Source organism: Brasilonema sp. UFV-L1 (genome assembly GCF_012912105.1).
Classification (GTDB): Bacteria; Cyanobacteriota; Cyanobacteriia; order Cyanobacteriales; family Nostocaceae; genus Brasilonema.
On sequence record NZ_QMEA01000137.1, the window covers coordinates 1 to 19,737 of the forward strand.

A 19,737-nucleotide genomic window follows, 5' to 3' on the forward strand; every position below is an offset into this window, starting at 1 on the left:
GGGGAGACCCCAAGACCGCACTGGCTCCTCCGTGGGGGCCGGTGAGTTCCCCATCTCCCCCTCTCCCCCTCTCCTCTCTTCATCTTGCCCTGTTTTGTCTTTATTTTTTCCCAAGCTGTTGGCGAAAAGCTAACCAAGCGGCTGTTGCTTGTGGATTAGAAGTAGCAGCTTTTTGAAGTAAAATAACACCATCTCTAAAATCAATAATTCCATATTCCTGAGTCTGAGTGAGCTGGTCAAACAGTTGTAAGAGTTCCCGTAAAAGATTACGCTCTTCTTTGAATGCTGGTTGATACTGTTGTAATTGCCAAAGGTCTGCGATCGCATAATCAACTTTTACAACTTGGCGTGCATCATTTCGCAGTTCTAGTGCAGGTAAGCGAATGATTTCCCGGCGACTAGAAAGGTGAGGAACAAGATAAGTCGTTGCAGAAACACTTCTCTCTGGTGGAATTTGTCCAAGTATAGGGCGAAACTGCAAAACATGACGCCATTGTTGAGGTAAAGACACATACACTAGAGGATTAAACGAATCTGGTAGTAGAAAATAAAATGCTCTATTTAAGCTAGAACTACTGGAAGTATAGGAAAATAATAAAGAAAGACTAATACAGACAACCCAAAAACGGCGAAATGACAGCTTAAATCTTTTTGGATGCTGTGACCACCAAAGAATAGCACCGTAAAATAATCCTGGAACGACAGTCAAAGCATAGCGAACATTGATTGCTAGCACTGTCTCTCCTTTACCCAAAAAAAGTTTCAACAGTGGGAAAAAAGCAACCATCCAAGATGCACCAGAAACAGCAGGTACAAACGCCAACGGTAACCATTGACCGAGTAAATATTTAATTGTCCGGTCTACTGGCGTGACAAGTTCTACAATCAATCGCCAAGGATTGCTTATCATCCCCCAAATAATTTCCAGAGTAGAGGCTTCATCTCCATCTGCAAATTGTCCAAACCGTTCCAACATGAACCGCCGGGAAATATCCTCAGAAAACAAGGGCATAATTGCATTAGTCAGAACCAACATGTAACCAAAACTAAGAATACATGCAGCTAGTCCAATCCGGGGAAAGCGTTTACTTAAAATCATGTAAACACCAACACTGAATACATTCACACCAGCATCTTCCCGGACTACCAAAATCAAAACGGCTAGCAGCCAAAACAGCCACCACCAACGTTTTTCCATCGCGAGTAACAAGCCAAAGACAAACAAAGGAATTTGACTAATGTCATGAAAGTTACTCAAAGTGGGACCAATAACAGCATTAGCGGCGTAAAAGCTGGCAGTTATCATCACTGCTAATCGTGGTTCTAGATACTGTCGTGCCAGTACGTATAAAACCAAACCCGCAGCAGTGATAAATATAACCTGTAAAACTCCTAAAGTCGCCGGAGAGGGAAACAGGGCATAAATTGGTAGCCAAAGCAACAACGCTGGAGTAAAGTGTTGACCGAGGCGGTGGTAATAGACAGTCGCAACTTCTCCAGAATGAACAACATTAGTGGAAAGACTTGAAGAAAGCGAACTTTGAAAAAATCGACCGTGAAGATTATTCCAGAAAACTTGGTTAAAAATTCCTTGATCGAAAGAAGCGTAAAAACTGTAATAACGATTTAGGGTGATTATAAGACAAAGAATAAAGAAAACTGCTGCCAACGGCAAGACAAAGTTAATATCAGTGCGTGTTTTTGAGTTCAACTCTGAGGTTAGTCGCAGCTTGTTTCGTAATTTAGACAACATCACTCACTGACCCTGGTTTAAGCAAACGGGGGAAATTTTTATTGTAAGACGTTGTTTCCCACACACGCTCTATTGTTCTCTCATTCTTATGGTCTGCATAGGAACGAGAAACGAAAGAGGTACGCTCAACATGACATATTTCATTTTTGCAAGAAATCTTGTCATTTAGTGGTAGACAACACCTGCTGGCATTGCACAATGAAGGCAGTTCCTCATTGTTCTGTGTTCCACAAATGCCGACTTTACTTGCTGACGCTCAAAATTTACTTTCTGACTTACTCAAGCGCTACTCATCCCGTGTAGATTATCTGATGATTCGCCTTGAACAAGCCGAAGGAACTGATATCTTCTTACGTGGCGACAAGGTAGAAAGCCTTAGTGAAGGTATCTCCATTGGTGGACAAATTCGCGCATGTTACAAAGGTGGATGGGGTTTTAGCAGCTTTAACCAGCTGGCGACAATTGGCGATCGCATTGAAGAAGCCATTACCGCTGCCAAAATTGTTGGTGATGAAGAAACTGTCTTAGCACCAATTGACATCGTGCAAGCAGTATGCATTCTTCCATTAACTGGAACTGACCCCCGGCAGATTTCGTTGACGAAGAAAAAAGAATTATGCGATCGCTACACAGAATTACTCAAAAGCGTTGACAGCCGGATTACCACCACCTCTGTTCGTTATGGAGACACCGCCCAAAGAGTTATCCTCGCCACGAGTGAAGGAACTTTGATTGAACAATCTTGGGTAGACATGGAAATGCGCTTTGCCGCCACAGCAAAAAACGGCGAAACTGTGCAAACAGGAAGAGAAACAACTGGTTCGCGCAAAGCCTTTGAAGATTTGCTCACATTGGATGAACAAGTCAAAAACGCAGCACAAAGAGCAGTTGCAGCTTTATCTTTGCCATCAGTCAAAGGCAACACTTATACTGTAGTTATTGACCCAATTCTGTCTGGGTTATTTGTTCACGAAGCTTTTGGACATCTTTCTGAAGCTGATATGGCTTATGAAAATCCAGACTTATTGGAAGTCATGACCATTGGGCGGCGATTTGGACCAGAAGAATTGCAGATTTTTGATGGTGCTGCACCACAAGGACATCGTGGTAGCTACTTTTATGATGATGAAGGCACACCTGCAACCACAACCCAACTGATTTCAGATGGAATTTTGATAGGACGTTTGCATTCCCGCGAAACAGCTGGCAAATTGGACGAAGCGCCAACAGGGAATGCAAGGTGTCTCAATTATCACTTTCCTCCGATTGTACGGATGACGAATACCTGGATTGAACCGGGTAAAACGCCAGTTGCGGACTTATTCAACGGTATAAAAGAAGGAGTTTATGCCCGTAACTGGTTAGGTGGAATGACGAATGGAGAAATGTTTACCTTTAGCGCTGGGGAAGCGTGGATGATTAGAAATGGTAAGATTGCCGAACCAGTCAAAGATGTGACGCTTTCAGGGAATGTTTTTCAAACTTTGGCAGATATTGAGGCGATCGGCGATGACTTTTACTGGGATGAGTCTGGCGGTTGCGGAAAAGGTGGGCAAAATGGTTTAGCTGTAGGTTGCGGTGGTCCTAGTTTAAGGATACGTGATGTGGTTGTCGGGGGAGAAGCAGCTTAGAGGGGTTTATAAAATAAATTTTAACAATGCGTAGGGTGTGTTATCGCGAAGCGTAACGCACCAAAAAAGCCGGTGCGTTACAGCTAAAAAGACAATTGCTGGAAACGAGAATGGTTATGCCATAACACACCCTACGGAATAATTTATTCATAAACACTGCTTCCCATAATTATATTAAGGCAGCAGTCCACAGTTATCATCCCCTGACAGAACCAGGGAACGAGGAAGGTAAATGATGGTTACAACGGCAACACCCGCAGAAACTAGGACAATACTATCAAACATCAGCTGGCAAACATTTAAAACCATGCTGGCAGAAATGGGTTCGGAGCGAAAAAACCGACTTGCTTATGACAACGGAATATTAGAAATTATGACACCACTGATGCCGCACGAAAACTCTAACCGCATTATCGAAGGTTTTGTTGTTGCGTTGTGTGAAGAGTTTGGCTTGGAGTTTAAACGTGCTGGTTCGCTAACTTTAACACGGGATAATGTAGAGCGAGGAGGTGAACCAGATAGCAGCTACTATATTCAGAATGAATCTAGAGTAAGGAACAGGGAAAACATAGATTTAGCCATTGATCCACCGCCAGACTTAGTGTTAGAGGTTGAATACTCCAAACCCAAAGTTGATAAATCAAAAATTTACACAGCAATTGGTGTGCCAGAATTCTGGCGATACAACGGCAGTGTATTACGAATTTATATACTTAATCATGGGAATGATGGGCAATACACAGAAGTTGAAACTAGCCCGACTTTTGCACCCGTACCAGTAAAGGAAATTCCCCGGTTTATTCAAGAAACTAAAAAGAATGGAGAAATGAAGACAACCCGCGCTTTTCGTGCTTGGGTGAGACAGCAGATTGCTGTATCTAAAAGTTAATTGCTTTCTTGTTCGTCTAGCCAAGTCACTAAATCAGCGATTGATGACATTCTAAAAAGCGCTCTACCTAAAGCTTCTAGCTGTTCTTTCTTGAAAACTTGAACTCGCTCAAAAATTGACGAATCAATTTCACCAAAGCGTTCATCAAGTAAAGACAGACAGAATCTAAGTGCTTCTTTTTGTTCTCCCTTCTGTTCTCCCTTTTGTTCTCCCTTGTGCAAAATATCCTGATAAATGACTGACTCTTGCATAACATCCTCGCTCAAAAATCTCTCGCTCCCATGCTCTGCGTGGGAGTGCCATACAGGAGGCTCTGCCTCCTATAATTGAACTATCTACAAGTTAATTGCTTTCTTGTTCGTCTAGCCAAGTCACTAAATCAGCGATTGATGACATTCTAAAAAGTGCTCTACCTAAAGCTTCTAGCTGTTCTTTCTTGAAAACTTGAACTCGCTCAATAATTGACGAATCAATTTCACCAAAGCGTTCATCAAGTAAAGATAGACAAAATCTAAGTGCTTCTTTTTGTTCTCCCCTCTGTTCTCCCTTCTGTTCTCCCTTCTGTTCTCCCTTGTGCAAAATATCCTGATAAATGACTGACTCTTGCATAATATCCTCGCTCAAAAATTGACGAATCAAGTTTTTCTCAAATTTCAAACCCGCTAATATTTGTGTACATGCTGCAATATTCTGCCTTGTCTCCCTATCCGAAATTCTAGCAACGCTCTGGGCAACCTGTGATAATAACGCTTGAGGTGAGCTTGTTTGCGTTAACGGTGCCAACGGTAAGAGTGCAGGATTATTGAGAAATTGCCCTGAATCTTGTTCCCACATCCGCAAAACGCGATAGCGATGAGTTGTCGTTTCACTGCGATATTCTTCAGTGAAGGCAATTTCGTCATTTGTTTGTTGTAAAAAAATGACGACTTGCGTGACAGGGACTTTATATTGACGTATCAATCTGACTGAATAATCCAGCATCCGAAAAGAAATCGGGGTTTTAGACTTTGTTATGGTTTGAAATTCGATGTGTAAGATGCGGTTTTCTGTTTGCAGAAATGTCAAAGAATCAGCGCGAATTGGTTCAATGCTCAATTCTGTTTTTAAAACTTCGATGCTGCGTGGTTCAACCGCTAGCAACCAACGCGCAAAATCGGTTGGGTATTTTTCAGCTAATATTTTACAAACGTTGTCGTAGCTCACAAATAAAAATCTAATTGACACTGATATAATTTTATTATTTAGTTGCTCTCAACAAGATTTTTGAATAGAAATTATTTAGTTCATAATAATCGTAGGTTGGGTTAAGCAAACGCCACTGCATTTCCGTAAGCAGATAGCGCAACCCAACAAAACCCAAGACTGAGGTTGAAGAGTGAAAGTTAGAAGTTTTGAAGTGGAAGTTTCGAGTCTGAGGCGGAAGCATACACCACAAGGTAGGGGCACAGCATTGCTGTGCCCCTACAAACGATCTGCATTACACTCAATTTCAAACGGCTATACAAAGAATTCACACCTACACGCGACCGAAAATATACAATTTGAATGTGTTTTAGTTTATTAAAGTATATATTGACTAACCTGACTCAGCCACGATGCAGCTAAAGGGTACACAGTTCCGACAGTTAAAAGAAGCACTACTCAGTGCGTTTCCTAATCGAGCAAAATTGAAACAGATGGTTCGCTTCGGATTAGATCAGAATTTGGACGCGATCGCAACAGGTGAAAACGATGAGGAAGTCGTCTTCAAACTAATTGAATGGGCTGAAACTAATGCGAATCTGGAAAATTTACTAATTGCTGTACGTGATAAAGACCGTGATGGTAATCCCGGTAATCCGGAGTTGAAGAGAATTTGTGAAGAACTGTTGCAAGGGCAGACTACAACAAAACAATCCTATAGATTGATGAATCCATGCACATTTGACTTGGGCGAATTAATTAGAAGCTGTTTGAACATATTAGAAGACAAACAGGGACTTGTTGGACTCGCTGTTCCCTATAACCAAGATCCTTTTTTGATATACTTCTGCGAACGTTTGAAGGAAAGAATTGGTAAAAGTCACACTGACAACAAACAGCCTTTGACATTGGATAATTATCGCACTTCTGTAGACACAGCAGTAACGACAATGAAACGATACAAAAGACTTCTACAAAAAGGCGATGTCATTTGTCCAATTCGAGTTGCTGTGTCTGACTTCAAGTCAAGCAATGAATTCTGGGAAAAAATTTCGGCTGAGTTTCAAGATACTCAAAATTCTTTTGAACACCGTTTCATCATTATTATGGTGAGCAGTGAATACAAATTTTTTCCACAAGATGTCACTCAGCTAACACCTCCACAGTTCACAAAAGCGGATGCTCATGAATGGATTCTTGAGGTGACAGATAATTTGGGATGGACAGAAGAAGATAGAAATAAGTGGAAGCGATATATGATTGATGAATGTCTTGAGAGTGAATGCTTAAATACTAGGTTAGTTTATGAGCATTTAGAGTACGCTATTAAACTTTTACAACAAAACCTTTCAGCAGAAGCTTTTCTACAAGAACTTGAGATTTTAGCTGATGTTTAAACGCTCTATTGATACCTCTACTAACTACTCCACCATCGCTTACGAATCCTTGGAGGACTCTCGTAAAATCGAAACTCTGGAAATCACAGTATCTGAAGAAAACCCTGCAAAAAAGACGATAACAATATATAAGGAACCTTATTTACCTGATGACAAGTTAGTTGAAGCAGTTAATTTGGCGATCGCCCTCGGTCGTCCTTTACTATTACAAGGTGAACCTGGTTGTGGTAAAACACGCTTAGCCTACGCTGTCGCCTATGCCTTGGGTTTACCTTTAGAAGTCAGTTATATCAAGTCTACCAGTCGTGCCCAAGATTTACTTTACACCTACGATGCTGTCAATCGGCTTTATGATGCTCAGTTAGGATCTGAAGGATTGCATAGTCGAGAAATTAAGAACTATATTCAATTAGGTCCTTTGGGGAGAGCGATCGCCCGCGCTCAATATGGGCGTCGTTCAGTCGTGCTGATAGACGAAATCGACAAAGCTGATCTCGATTTTCCCAATGATTTGTTATGGGAGTTGGATCGGTTGGAATTTCGCGTTACTGAAGCTCCAGAAATATATTACGCCGTTGGCGACAACCCAGCATTACGCCCAATCGTGTTTGTCACGCACAATGAAGAAAAAGCATTACCAACAGCGTTTTTGCGCCGATGCATTTTTCACTACGTTGAATTTCCCGAAACAGAGGAGGATTTGCAACAGGTTTTAGCAACTCACCAAATTTCTAACCAAGAATTGAGCGACAAAGCGATCGCAGTTTTGTTAGAACTTCGCAAACTTGATCTTAGCAAGCGACCGGGTTTAAGTGAACTGCTGGACTGGGTGGGTTATTTGGAAGCGGTAAAAACTCCAGTAGAGGAACTTGACAAATTGCCATATTTGGGAGCGTTGCTTAAACAAGAGAGCGATCTGCTGAAAGCAGGCGCTTCGCGAACGCCAACGCGCAATGGAGGCTCTTGTTAAGTAGTGAAGCAACCCAAGTTACCCGCGTTTCTCTGGGAGTTATTTCAAAAGCTACGCCGTCGTGGGTTTCCACTCACACCTGATGACTATGAAACGCTGCGACAGTCTTTGCAAGCTGGCTTTGGTTGGACATCACAAGAAGCACTGCGGGATCTATGCAATTTCCTGTGGGCGAAGTCGCGCCAAGAACAGGAAATTATCACTGCCCTGTTTAACCAACTTGCACCAAAGAACGAAGATTGGCAATTGTCTTCTGTGCAAGTAGAAAACAATTCTGATGCGACAGACTCATCAAAAAAAAAGCCGTATCAAGACATTCCGGAACCTCAGGAACATGACGAGATTGTCACCGAATCTCGTAGCGGCTTACCTCCCATTTCCTTAAAGGATGTGCAACTTTCTGAACGTCGGTTTATCTTCGTACCGCAGTTTCCATTAACCTATCGAGAAGTCGCTCAAACTTGGCGGCGCTTACGCCGCCCTGTGCGGGTGGGAGCAGCAACAGAACTGGATGTAGAACTCACAATTGCGCGTCGTTGTCAACAGGGATTTGCAACTTCTGTTGTGTTAAGACCGAGACGCCGCAACGTTGCGCGGTTACTAATGCTTGTGGATCGTCAGGGTTCAATGACTGCTTTCCATCGCTTTTGTGAAGAAGTTTGCAGAGCAATTCAACAAGCAGGGAGATTGGAAGAAACAGCAATTTATTACTTCCACAACGTTCCTGCTGAAGGTGCTGATGAGCAAGTGCTAGAGGGTGACAAACTCTTTCCAGTTCTTGATACCATTTTGCCTCAGATAACTCCCCTCAAAACAGGTTATCTGTATGAAGATCCTGATTTGCTCTCTCCTATTGCGTTGGAGGAAGTTCTTCAAAAATATGCCAGCGATGCATTTGTGGTAGTGATGAGTGATGCTGGTGCTGTGCGTAAATACTACAACGTCGTGCGTCTGTTAGATACCATCTCTTTTATCAAAGCACTCCGCGCTTACACTTTAAACTATGTTTGGCTGAATCCCCTGCCTAAGTCATATTGGAAGGATAACACCGCTGCCCAGATTGCACGCCATGTGCCGATGTTTCCTTTGAATCGGGAGGGCATTCAGCAGGCGGTGAATGTGCTACGTGGACATCAATATATAATAGAAAAACCTCTATGAGTACTCTATAAAGTAAGAAAAGATCAACCCTCGTTCCCAGGCTCAGTCTGGGAACGCAATGCAAGGAGGCTCAGCCTCCTGACACTCCAACTACATATCAATTAAATCAATTGTAGATTTTGGATTTTGGAATGGGGAGAAAAGGTAAAATTAAGAAAGCTTTATTATTTCAAATTTTACCTTTCACCTCCTCAAGTCAAATAGGAAGTTATCATTGGATTTTGAAATCATTGGAGAAATTACCAACATAGAAATCATTGCAGTTGGTAATTCGATTCGTGAGTTAGAGCGCCTGCGAAAAGCTTATGGTTCTAGTAGATGGAGAAAACTTAAAGGAATAGCAACTATCAGCTTAAATGATGGCACTGTTTGCGAGGCTGAACTTCATTGGTATGAAGCACACGGCATTGGTAAAAAAGAAATCAAAATAAAGTATATTTTGAATTAACTATTATGAGTGAAAATGCTATCAAAACACAATTTGTCGTCTGCATCAAAAATGAGAATTACGCCGCATCCTTGGAAGTGCGAAAAATATATCAGGTCATTCCTGATAGTAAAGCTATTGAGCATCACATGATGCGAGTGATTGATGAATCACAAGAGGATTATCTATATCCAGAAAATTATTTTGTGCCTATTGATTTACCAAAAGTGGCTGAAGATGTTTTTTCAATCAGTGCCTAACATTGTGTCTTAACTTGTAGAGATGATAAGTTGTCATTGCGAGCAGAACGTAGTGGAGCGTTCGCAATGACACCATAAACTCTTTATCTACCTAACTCTCACCATGTCGAGCAAACTTGTAGAGCGGCGTTTGAATGACTTTAAGCGTAGATGTGGTAAGGATGGGGATGTAGCCTTGCAATTGGCGTATCACGCTGCCATGCCCGTTGCCTTAAATCCTGAGTTGCTGCACTTTCTCCGAATTAACTTCATTCTTGATCCGCCAGAGCAACTTTCTCATACAGTCGAGTTTGAGTTTCTCACTTCTGGGCTGTGTCGTGAAATTGACGCAGAACTATATGAAATCGAGTCAGAAACTCGCAATGAGTTGTTGCAGGAGTTGATGAGAAGGGAAGATGCAAGACAACGAATTCAAGATGTTGCTACGCTGCTTTGGCAGTATGTCGAGTATCATTCACCTTGGGCAGATCGAGTTGAATTAGAACGGGCGCAACAACTGACTGCACTCAATTTTCTAGATCCGGTAAAGGCAAAAGAGTGGTTGGATGAAGCAGAAGCTAATCCTAGTTTAGGGAGAGGGGAGCGGGAATGGTTCATCGCGATGCGTCAGGAAATTGAAGAGCTTCCTGATCTGCCAGAAGACACTCCCGATCTCTACCACAATCAAAAGGGCCAAAAAATTCTGATTCTGGCAGCAAATCCTAAAAGCACAACACCACTGCGTTTGGATGAGGAGGTACGTGAAATTGATGCTGGATTGCAACGAGCCAAACACCGCGATCAGTTTGTCTTAGAACAGAAGTGGGCAGTCCGACCGAGGGATATCCCAAGGGCATTTCTAGATTGTAATCCCCAAATAGTCCATTTTTCGGGACATGGCCTAGGGGAAGAAGGATTGGTTTTTGAGGATGAAAGTGGGCAGTCCAAGCTAGTGAGTGGAGATGCACTGGCTGGATTATTTCAATTGTTTGCGAATCACATTGAGTGTGTGGTGCTCAATGGCTGTTACTCAGAGGTGCAGGCGAACGCGATCGCTCAACATATTAACTATGTGATTGGCATGAAAAAAGCGATTGGAGATAGAGCAGCAATTGAATTTGCTGTGGGTTTTTACGATGCTTTAGGAGCAGGGCATTCAATTGAGTTTGCCTACAAATTTGGTTGTGCTGCAATTAGGTTAGCAGGTATTCCAGAGCAACTAACCCCAACTCTTAAGAAGAAGCCTTTTTATGGATCTAAAGACCAACCTCCAGTCCCCAGTGAACTAGCGTCTGAGTTAGATCAAGAACTAAACGACTCTGACAGAGAAGTACTTACAGAACTCTTAATACGTAGTGGACGTGCAGAATATTCGGCGCGAAAAGCTCTTTGTGTAAAAATTGGAATTGAACCAAATCAACTTGGATTTTTAAGGCAATCCACCGATGCTGACTTTGCCTTAGAGCTAATTAGCTATTTGCATAGTATAGGTAACAAACAAGCACTTTGTAAAATCTGCTCCGAACTTGAAATTGTCTTTAAAAGAGGGAAGTACTCGGCTGATTTGGAAAATATTAAATCAAAAATAAATTGTAATTAATGATATGCCAGAAATATCAGATACCCAAGCACAACCTGAAACCGAAGAATTTGATGTCTTCCTCGCACACAACAGTGCAGACAAACCCGAAGTGAGAGCCATAGCCAATCAACTCAAGGAACGCGGTATTAAGATATGGCTTGATGAAGAACAAATTCCACCAGGAAGATCATTTCAAGACGAAATCCAAAAAGCAATTCCACTCGTCAAATCTGCCGTCATCTTTATTGGTTTAAAAGGATTAGGAAAATGGCAGACAATGGAATTACGCTCATTAACAACAAGATGTGTCGAAAAAGATATCCCTTTGATTCCTGTTCTCCTTCCTGGCGTGACTCAACTCCCCGAAAAATTAGTCTTTTTAAAAGAGTATAGATGGGTAGAGTTTTCTACAAATCTTGATGATATTCAAGCATTAAATAACTTGGTATGGGGAATTACCCAAACTCAATCATCACCTCAACCACCAACTGAATTATGGTTCAATGGAGAACGCTTGCAGCAATTCCACAAAGCACTCCTGAGTGGATTTCCTACCACAGCAAAACTCAAGCAGATGATTCGCTTCAAATTAGATGAGAATTTAGATGCGATCGCAGGAGGTGCAAACCACTCAGAAGTAGTATCCAACCTGATAGAATGGGCTAATGCTGAAGGGCGACTGGAAGAGCTATTAATTGCTGCTCGTAAAGACAATCTTGGTAACCCAGATTTGCGGAGATTTGATGAACAAATGCGGGGTGGCTAGCGATCGCCTAATTTTTCAGTTTAGTTTTATAGAATAATTCGACTATTGTTTGCTAAAAGTAAAGCGAGAAACAGAACTTATATTAAGGACTCGGCTCATGAGTGCTTCTATCAAAGATAACTCAACAATAGGCGATCGCATCCCACCATTAGAAAGTGGGGACAGACTCACCCGCCACGAATTTGAGCGTCGTTATACCGCTATGCCTCATATTAAAAAAGCAGAATTAATAGAAGGAGTCGTTTACTTAGCATCACCAGTACGTTTTAGAAGTCATGCAGAACCTCATGCACATCTAATTACCTGGTTGGGAATTTATCAAGTTTACACTCCAAGCATAGATTTAGGAAATAATCCCACAGTACGCTTAGATTTAGATAACGAACTACAACCTGATGCTGTATTGTTAATAGATGAACAATTGGGAGGACAAGCACGCATCAGTAACGATGACTATATCGAAGGCGCACCCGAGTTAGTCGCAGAAGTAGCAGCCAGTAGCGCATCAATTGACTTACATGATAAAAAACGAGCTTACCGTCGCAATGGTGTTCAAGAGTATATCGTCTGGCAAGTCTTGGATAATAGATTAGACTGGTTCAGCTTGCAAAACGGCGAATATGTCCCACTAAAAGTAGATACAGATGGAGTTATCAAAAGTCAAGTGTTTCCTGGTTTATGGTTAGCTTTACCAGCACTCCTTACAGGAAACATGACTAAAGTTTTAGCACTGCTGCAACAAGGACTCAATTCAACAGAACACAGTACATTTGTCAAGCAGTTATCACAAGCATTAGATAAAGCCTAAATTCGCTAAATTAAGAACCACAATAAAATCTAAAATATAATGAGTCAGCCAATTATTTGGATACACGGAGATTGCCTAAGTCCCGAAAACCCTGCACTACAAGAATATCCAGAAGCACCCGCCATCTGGGTTTGGGATGATGCTTTAATTGAAGAATGGCAACTCAGCCTCAAACGTCTCGCTTTTATCTACGAATGCTTGCTAGAATTACCCGTTATCATTCGCCGTGGCGATGTGGCGAAAGAAGTTTTAGCCTTTGCCAAAGAACATAATACCAGGAAAGTTGTCACAGCAAACAGTCCAAGCCCCCGGTTTGATGCTATCTGCGATAAAATTGAGCATTCTTTGGAACTAGAAGTCTTTGAAGTAGAACCATTTTTTGATTACGATGGCTACATTGACTTGAAGCGCTTCTCCCGATATTGGAAAGTCGCAGAACAATATGTGTTTGAATAAACTTCATTAGCTTCACAGCAGTTTGTAAGTAAATAAAGTACACTGCCTAAGTTTAAAAACTAGATATAAAGCCTGTTTTACTCCTGACTCCTGACTCCTGACGTCACGACTCCTGACTCCTGACTCCTGACTCCTGACTCCTGACTCCTGACTCCTGACTCCTGCTTTAATATGCGTGTCGTTATCCAACGAGTAAAATCATCTCAAGTCACTGTCAACGGTGAAATTATTGGTAAAATTGGGCGAGGGTTAAACTTGCTCGTAGGTATTGCTGATACTGACACCCATGTTGAACTTGACTGGATGGTGCGTAAGTGTTTGGAATTACGCTTGTTTCCAGAACCAGAAGGAGATGAACGTTGGCAAAAATCTGTACAAGAGATAAGCGGCGAGTTACTAGTTGTCAGTCAGTTTACACTTTACGGGGATTGTCGCAAAGGTCGCCGTCCCTCCTTTGACCGCTCAGCCGCTCCCAAATTAGCGGAAGATTTGTATAATTACTTTGTAGACAAGTTGCGTGAAAGCGGTCTCAAGGTAGAAACAGGTCGATTTGGGGCAATGATGCAAGTCTCGATTGAAAATGATGGTCCTGTGACTTTGTTACTAGAGCGAGAAGCGACTTAAGTACTTATACGTAAAATAAAAAGATCACCATTAGCTAGACTGCTGAGTACGAAATGATGAGAGAATATTAAACTAACGATAACAAAAGTTTAAATTCACCCAGTCATGGCTAAAATTGAGTTCTCCAGAGGTATCAGCGAAGAAATCATTCCAGATGTGCGCCTGACGCGATCGCGCAGTGGTGACAGTGCAACAGCAACGTTTATCTTCCAAAATCCCAAAGCGTTGAGTAGTAGCAACACAGAAGAAATTACAGGGATGTACATGATTGACGAAGAGGGAGAACTTGTCACCCGCGAAGTCAAGGGTAAATTCGTAAACGGTAAGCCAGAAGCATTAGAAGCGACTTATCTGATGAAATCCAAAGAGGAGTGGGACCGCTTTATGCGGTTTATGGAGAGGTATGCTAAAGAGAATGGTCTGGAATTCAATAAATCTTGAGTAGTTATTAGTCATCAGTTAGTGGTTAGTGGTTAGTCCAACAACCAATAACTAACAACTAACAACTAACAACTAACGATCATGGACAGTATGCTTGACTTATGACGCACATTCCTCACCCAGACTCCCCAGGTATAGCTGTAAAATGCGCTGTTGTAACAGTCAGCGATACACGTTCACAACAAACAGACAAAAGTGGTCAGCTGATTCAAGAATTACTCCGCAATGCCAATCATTCTATAGAAGCTTACACAATTCTTAAAGATGAACCTGTGCAAATTCAAGAGCAAATCGAACGACTAGGGCAGCAATCAAGTCTGGATGTCGTGATATTTAATGGTGGCACAGGTATTGCACCAAGAGACACTACATATGATACACTAGAAAGGATGATTGAAAAAACGCTACCTGGATTCGGTGAGTTGTTCCGTTTTTTAAGTTATCAAGAGATAGGTTCGCGAGCGATCGCATCTCGCGCCGTTGCTGGTGTTTATCAGCAGAAACTCATCTTTTCTCTTCCAGGTTCCAGTAATGCAGTGCGGCTGGCGATGGAAAAACTTATTTTGCCAGAACTCGTTCATTTAGTTGGGCAGTTACGCCAATCAAAAACAACCCCCTCTGGTTGAGGAGGAGGTTATTTTTTCTTCAGGCATTTTCTACGGTCATCAGAACCGACCAATTGTCAAACTGACAACAGCTAAAATTGCACCAACTATGTAGAAGAAGGCAACAACATGTAATTCAGACCAGCCGGAGAGTTCTAGATGATGGTGTAATGGTGCCATTTTGAACAAACGCTTGCCTTTACCATCTGGACCTTTGGTAGCTTTGTAATAGCTAACCTGTGCCATTACGGAAAGGGTTTCTACGAAGAATATTCCGCTGAGAATGAACAGTGCAACTAAGCTGTTGGTTAGGAGTCCCACGGCTGCTAAAGCCCCTCCAAGAGCCAAGGAACCAGTATCTCCCATGAAAACACGGGCTGGGTTACGGTTATGAGCCAAAAACCCTAAACAACTGCCACTCATACAAGCACAGAAGACCATCAATCCAGGCGAGGAGGGGGCGCTAAGAGCACCTAGTGTCAGGAGTGCGATCGCCACTGTTCCTGCTGCTAAGCCATCAATTCCATCAGTAAGGTTAGTCGCGTTACTTTCTGCCACTAGTACGAAGCCCGCTAAGGGCCAAAATAGTAATCCTAGTGGTAAAGAAAAACCCAAAGGCAAAGCGATATTTGTAATGTCAAAAGGTTGAGTAAAAATTAGCCACAGACAGAACGTCGCTGCAAAACCGATTTGCAAAGCGAGTTTCGTCCGAGGAGATATACCTTTATTAGATTTACGGCGCAGAATTTGCCAGTCATCTATCCAGCCAATCAATCCGTAGCTTAATGTCAAAGCAGAAACTGCTAGCACCTCTGTTGTAAAGCCAGACCACACACAAGCAGTGATCACCGCCACAGGAACAAAGAATATGCCCCCCATTGTCGGTGTACCTGCTTTCTTAAGATGAGCCTGAGGACCATCCTCACGAATGATTTGCCCCGTTTTCAGTGCTTGCAGAAGTGGTACTACCCAAAAACCGACTGCGGCTGAGGCGAGCGCACAGAATAAAAATGGCAGGGTGAGCGATACACCTTGCCAAGGCAATCTGTTTGCCATCCCATCTAACACCAGTGCTGATACACCCAGACTTGCACCCAGTAGAGAGACCAGACCTATGCCATTAATGATGTTTAACCCTTGGTCAGGAGATAATTTTGCGTCCACGGAAACTTCCCTTCACTCCACACTTGACTTGCAAAACTAAACAATAGGGACGAGTTGTGCCAATAGTATACCTTCAGCCCGGATTATTCACTCCTCTTCTGGAGCGGTATCATCGTCGTCATCAAAGTCATATTCACCAATTCCATCTTCAGTACTCAAAAACTCCGAGATCTCTTCTTCGTCGTCTTGGAAATCAGACTCGTGAACATCACGCGCTATAAGACGACCGCTTGATTGCAACCAGTCCAGCAGTGAGGACTCTTGTTTTAATGGAATTACAGTCGCCCGCTGGTTTCGGGGTACCTCGTGCAATGGAGAATTTAGCATATCTACGAAGACAATATAACGGGAAGGTAGTTAGACACTAAGAGTCTATCACTTGATACAGCACTATTTACTTGTTAATTCAACTCTTAACTCAAAAATCCGACAAAAAATTTTTTATTTATCATAGATAGAGGAAACGGTGAAAGAGCAAAACTTATAGGTATGACACTATACATAGTTAATCAATATTTTCTCAACTTAATCATGTTTTCTGAGGTGACAAACAATGCTAGGAAAAGCGACCCTATTAGAAGCAATTGCTGGTACAAACCGTGGACTACTTGCAACTGAGCAAGAGAAACAGGCGATCTTAGTAGCAATTGCAAATTTAGAAGATGTAAATCCTACACCGTCTCCATTTGAAGCAACAGACTTGCTCAATGGCAACTGGCGATTACTGTATACCACTAGCAAAGCTCTATTAAACATTGATAATCTACCCTTATATAAACTAGGTCAAATTTATCAGTGCATTCGCGTAGAAACTAACAGAATTTACAATATAGCTGAAACTTATAGCTTACCTTTATTTGAAGGTCTAGTCAGCGTTGCTGCAAAATTTGAACCAGTTTCACGTCGGCGCATCAACGTAAAATTTGAGCGGTCTATTATTGGTTTACAACGCTTAATAGGGTACACATCACCAGAGAGTTTTATTCAACAAATTGAAGTTGGTAAAAAACTCACCGCAATTGATTTTCCTTTAAACAGTGATAAACAACAAGGTTGGCTAGATATCACTTATATAGATAACAATTTGCGTATTGGTAGGGGTAATGAAGGAAGCATATTTGTTTTGACGAAAGTTAATAGATCCTCCTCAATGAGTTCTTGCGACCATTGAAGTTATGCGATCTCAAGACCTTTGTCAAGTAGACTTCATACTTTTTTGAAAAAATATGGAATAAAGAATAACAGGTGGCAGATTAAGAGTCAAATATCTTTAAACCACATACTCTGTAACCTATTTCCTACACCCGATAACCTTTATCCTGTAATGCTTTACAGTACCAATTTCACATGAAGCTGCATAGAATTGAGCTTTAAAACTGAAATTGTAAGATCACAACGGGCAGATTTGCAAGGCATGTGATTTTTTCTTTGGACTTGTTGGGTGGCGATTGCGCACTGACGTTCGTCTGCCTCAGATCCTGACCTCGGTACTGTAGTTTCAATCAGTCAATCTTTCGTGTATAATGCATTGTATCAAGATGCATTATATTTGAGAGAGCGATGAGCACCACGAGTTTCAGACTGGATGAAGACCTCGAAGAAAAGCTTGAAATAACCGCTACAAAACTTCAACGTACGAAAGGCTGGGTCATAAACGACGCGTTGCGTCAATACATAACGCGTCAAGAGCAGAAATTGCGGATGCTTGAAGAAACACAAGAAGCGATCGCCGACATTCAGGCAAGCCGGGTTGTCTCTGGTGAGGAAGTCATGAAGTGGCTTGAAACTTGGGGAACTGTCACTGAAGAAAAAGCACCCAAGGTATGAAGCTCAAGTTCTCAGAAAGCGCGGTAAGAGATTTGGTAAGGCTACGCGACTTCATCACCAGGAACGACTCGAACGCGGCAGAACGGGTATCACTCAGGCTTCGGCAAGCAATAGGAAAGCTTGTACTCAATCCGGATATCGGGCGTCCCGTCCCAGAACTTGAAAACGTACGTGAACTCATCGCCGGGAACTACGTAGTTCGCTATCTTCAAGAGGATGATACCGTTTTTGTGTTACGGGTATGGCACGGTAAGGAATTCCGTGACTTCGAGTAGCGCATCAGCCGCACAGTCGCCTACCAAGAGTTGGATAATGGGGAGTTATCACATTTTTGTGACCTCCCTTAGCAAGATAAATAACTTAACAAAGCCTCTTAGTGAGACCTCCTGGTTGTAGAGTGAAATCAATTAGCCTTATATATTGGCAATTGATAACTAAAAGGGAAGAAACTCATGGTTCAACGTGGTTCTAAAGTGCGTGTTCTCCGCCCAGAATCCTACTGGTACCAAGATGTAGGAACCGTGGCGTCTGTTGACCAAAGCGGTATTAAATACCCAGTCATCGTCCGTTTTGACAAAGTAAACTACTCTGGCATCAACACCAATAACTTTGCCCAGGCAGAACTATTGGAAGTTGAACCTCCAAAAGCAAAGGCGAAGAAATAACAGGCTTTGCCTGATTATGATGAGGAAGATGAGGAGAATGAGGAAGTATCTCCCTTATCCTTCCATCTCCCTCATCTGTTTATCTTCTAAATTAAAGATGCCTGAACTGCCTGAAGTTGAAACAGTCCGGCGGGGTCTGAATCAATTGACCCTTAACCAAAAAATTACGGGTGGAGATGTTCTGCTTCATCGCACACTCGCCCACCCGTTTTCTGTAGAAGAGTTTGTCACCCGAATCAAAGGGAGTGTAATCACAACTTGGCATCGTCGCGGCAAATATCTCTTAGCCGAACTCTCCGTTTCCTCCTCATCTTCTCCATGCTCTATACTGGGTGTTCATCTGCGAATGACAGGTCAACTTCTGTGGCTACATCGAGACGAGCTGTTACACAAGCACACACGAATCAGATTGTTTTTTGAAGATGAACACGAATTGCGCTTTATTGACCAGCGGACCTTTGGTCAAATGTGGTGGGTTCCTCCAGGAGTTGCACCAGAAAGTATCATTACAGGTTTGAGAAAATTAGCAGTTGACCCCTTTTCACCTGAATTTACTGTTGAGTATTTGGCGCGAAAGCTGCGAAACCGCCGCCGTCCCATAAAAACAGCACTTCTTGATCAGTCAATAGTAGCGGGTTTAGGTAATATCTACGCTGATGAAGCGCTGTTTCTGAGTGGAGTTTTGCCACAAACATTATGTACACATTTGCAACCAGAGCAAATTGAGCGTTTGCGCTCTTGTATCATTCAAGTGTTAAAAGCCAGCATTGAGGCTGGTGGTACGACGTTCAGTAATTTCCTAAATGTCAAGGGAGTCAACGGTAACTACGGTGGAGTTGCCTGGGTTTATAACCGTGCTGGAGAACCCTGTCGAGTTTGTAGTACAGCAATTCAACGGACTCGGTTAGCTGGGCGTTCCAGTCATTATTGTGTTCAATGCCAACGATAAGCAATTTAAAAGTCAAAATCAAAAAGGTTACAACTTAATATTGAAATTTTTAATGTATAAAAAATCATGTATTGATATGATACAATTCTGAACTTAGATTCTGAATTTTGAATAAATGCAAATGAGAGCAGAAGGTTATCTAAAAACCATCTGCGTACATCTGCGCGCACCTACAGTTGCAATTTTGGATTCTGAAGAAGC

At 42.2% G+C, this 19,737-nt stretch carries 24 protein-coding genes; 19 read left to right on the forward strand and 5 right to left on the reverse strand.

The features are described from left to right. Positions 1-100 precede the first annotated feature (100 nt). Positions 101-1,753 (reverse strand): DUF2079 domain-containing protein, encoded by a 1,653-nt coding sequence (locus tag DP117_RS27470; RefSeq protein WP_169221379.1) that lies wholly within the window; start codon positions 1,751-1,753, stop codon positions 101-103. Positions 1,754-1,986: 233 nt separating this feature from the next. On the opposite strand from DP117_RS27470, the gene DP117_RS27475 reads away from it, so the two are divergent. Both DP117_RS27475 and DP117_RS27480 read left to right on the forward strand, forming a co-directional pair. Then, positions 1,987-3,384 (forward strand): TldD/PmbA family protein, encoded by a 1,398-nt coding sequence (locus DP117_RS27475; RefSeq protein ID WP_169221434.1) that lies wholly within the window; start codon positions 1,987-1,989, stop codon positions 3,382-3,384. Between the two features lie 235 nt (positions 3,385-3,619). Then, positions 3,620-4,273 (forward strand): Uma2 family endonuclease, encoded by a 654-nt coding sequence (locus DP117_RS27480; RefSeq protein WP_169221435.1) that lies wholly within the window; start codon positions 3,620-3,622, stop codon positions 4,271-4,273. Here the strand turns inward: DP117_RS27480 and DP117_RS27485 are convergent. Beyond that, positions 4,270-4,524: a DUF4351 domain-containing protein gene (locus DP117_RS27485; protein WP_169221380.1), complete on the reverse strand. Its 255-nt coding sequence runs from the start codon at positions 4,522-4,524 to the stop codon at positions 4,270-4,272. The two genes, DP117_RS27480 and DP117_RS27485, sit on opposite strands and share 4 nt — an antisense overlap. Positions 4,525-4,615: 91 nt before the next feature. Beyond that, positions 4,616-5,476, reverse strand: a complete 861-nt coding sequence (locus DP117_RS27490; RefSeq protein ID WP_169221381.1) for a DUF4351 domain-containing protein — start codon at positions 5,474-5,476, stop codon at positions 4,616-4,618. Between the two features lie 392 nt (positions 5,477-5,868). On the opposite strand from DP117_RS27490, the gene DP117_RS27495 reads away from it, so the two are divergent. The 12 genes from DP117_RS27495 (at position 5,869) to DP117_RS27550 (ending at position 14,952) form a co-directional block, all read left to right on the forward strand. Further along, positions 5,869-6,852, forward strand: a complete 984-nt coding sequence (locus DP117_RS27495) for an effector-associated domain EAD1-containing protein (protein ID WP_169221382.1) — start codon at positions 5,869-5,871, stop codon at positions 6,850-6,852. After that, positions 6,845-7,822: a MoxR family ATPase gene (locus DP117_RS27500; RefSeq protein ID WP_169221383.1), complete on the forward strand. Its 978-nt coding sequence runs from the start codon at positions 6,845-6,847 to the stop codon at positions 7,820-7,822. The genes DP117_RS27495 and DP117_RS27500 overlap by 8 nt, the downstream gene beginning before the upstream one ends. A gap of 3 nt (positions 7,823-7,825) precedes the next feature. Then, positions 7,826-8,983 (forward strand): hypothetical protein, encoded by a 1,158-nt coding sequence (locus DP117_RS27505; protein WP_169221384.1) that lies wholly within the window; start codon positions 7,826-7,828, stop codon positions 8,981-8,983. A 214-nt stretch (positions 8,984-9,197) separates the two neighbouring features. Beyond that, positions 9,198-9,431: a hypothetical protein gene (locus DP117_RS27510; protein WP_169221385.1), complete on the forward strand. Its 234-nt coding sequence runs from the start codon at positions 9,198-9,200 to the stop codon at positions 9,429-9,431. Between the two features lie 5 nt (positions 9,432-9,436). Beyond that, complete coding sequence (locus DP117_RS27515) at positions 9,437-9,670, forward strand: hypothetical protein (protein ID WP_169221386.1); 234 nt, start codon at positions 9,437-9,439, stop codon at positions 9,668-9,670. 601 nt (positions 9,671-10,271) lie between these two features. Further along, complete coding sequence (locus tag DP117_RS27520) at positions 10,272-11,249, forward strand: CHAT domain-containing protein (RefSeq protein WP_169221436.1); 978 nt, start codon at positions 10,272-10,274, stop codon at positions 11,247-11,249. A 4-nt stretch (positions 11,250-11,253) separates the two neighbouring features. Continuing rightward, entirely contained in the window at positions 11,254-11,997 is a 744-nt protein-coding gene (locus DP117_RS27525) for an effector-associated domain EAD1-containing protein (protein ID WP_169221387.1), read from the forward strand. Positions 11,998-12,094: 97 nt separating this feature from the next. Continuing rightward, on the forward strand, positions 12,095-12,805 hold the full coding sequence (locus tag DP117_RS27530; RefSeq protein WP_169221388.1) for a Uma2 family endonuclease: 711 nt from the start codon (positions 12,095-12,097) through the stop codon (positions 12,803-12,805). Between the two features lie 39 nt (positions 12,806-12,844). Further along, positions 12,845-13,261 (forward strand): hypothetical protein, encoded by a 417-nt coding sequence (locus DP117_RS27535; RefSeq protein WP_169221389.1) that lies wholly within the window; start codon positions 12,845-12,847, stop codon positions 13,259-13,261. A 171-nt stretch (positions 13,262-13,432) separates the two neighbouring features. After that, positions 13,433-13,885: a D-aminoacyl-tRNA deacylase gene (gene dtd / locus DP117_RS27540; RefSeq protein WP_169221390.1), complete on the forward strand. Its 453-nt coding sequence runs from the start codon at positions 13,433-13,435 to the stop codon at positions 13,883-13,885. A 105-nt stretch (positions 13,886-13,990) separates the two neighbouring features. Then, on the forward strand, positions 13,991-14,326 hold the full coding sequence (gene psb28, locus DP117_RS27545) for a photosystem II reaction center protein Psb28 (protein ID WP_169221391.1): 336 nt from the start codon (positions 13,991-13,993) through the stop codon (positions 14,324-14,326). Positions 14,327-14,427: 101 nt separating this feature from the next. Then, a complete protein-coding gene (locus DP117_RS27550; protein WP_169221392.1) occupies positions 14,428-14,952 on the forward strand; it encodes a MogA/MoaB family molybdenum cofactor biosynthesis protein in 525 nt (174 codons plus the stop codon). Positions 14,953-14,991: 39 nt separating this feature from the next. On the opposite strand, the gene mraY is transcribed toward DP117_RS27550, so the two are convergent. Continuing rightward, a complete protein-coding gene (gene mraY / locus DP117_RS27555) occupies positions 14,992-16,095 on the reverse strand; it encodes a phospho-N-acetylmuramoyl-pentapeptide-transferase (protein ID WP_169221393.1) in 1,104 nt (367 codons plus the stop codon). 87 nt (positions 16,096-16,182) lie between these two features. Continuing rightward, positions 16,183-16,422 (reverse strand): DUF3134 domain-containing protein, encoded by a 240-nt coding sequence (locus tag DP117_RS27560; RefSeq protein WP_169221394.1) that lies wholly within the window; start codon positions 16,420-16,422, stop codon positions 16,183-16,185. A gap of 226 nt (positions 16,423-16,648) precedes the next feature. Here DP117_RS27560 and DP117_RS27565 point away from each other — a divergent pair, with 226 nt between their 5' ends. The 5 genes from DP117_RS27565 to DP117_RS27585 all read left to right on the forward strand — a co-directional run bounded on the left by DP117_RS27565 (position 16,649) and on the right by DP117_RS27585 (position 19,536). Then, entirely contained in the window at positions 16,649-17,266 is a 618-nt protein-coding gene (locus DP117_RS27565) for a PAP/fibrillin family protein (RefSeq protein WP_169221395.1), read from the forward strand. 389 nt (positions 17,267-17,655) lie between these two features. Next, positions 17,656-17,922 carry a ribbon-helix-helix protein, CopG family gene (locus DP117_RS27570; RefSeq protein WP_169221396.1) on the forward strand — a complete coding sequence of 89 codons (267 nt, stop codon included), beginning with the start codon at positions 17,656-17,658 and terminating at the stop codon, positions 17,920-17,922. Beyond that, positions 17,919-18,197, forward strand: coding sequence for a type II toxin-antitoxin system RelE/ParE family toxin (locus tag DP117_RS27575; RefSeq protein ID WP_169221397.1), 279 nt, complete (start codon positions 17,919-17,921; stop codon positions 18,195-18,197). Before DP117_RS27570 ends, DP117_RS27575 begins: the two co-directional genes overlap by 4 nt. 177 nt (positions 18,198-18,374) lie before the next feature. Then, positions 18,375-18,587 (forward strand): photosystem I reaction center subunit IV, encoded by a 213-nt coding sequence (locus DP117_RS27580; protein WP_169221398.1) that lies wholly within the window; start codon positions 18,375-18,377, stop codon positions 18,585-18,587. Between the two features lie 97 nt (positions 18,588-18,684). Beyond that, the gene (locus DP117_RS27585) at positions 18,685-19,536 is read left to right on the forward strand and encodes a DNA-formamidopyrimidine glycosylase (RefSeq protein WP_169221437.1); all 852 of its coding nucleotides are present in this window, start codon (positions 18,685-18,687) and stop codon (positions 19,534-19,536) included. Positions 19,537-19,737: the final 201 nt, after the last annotated feature.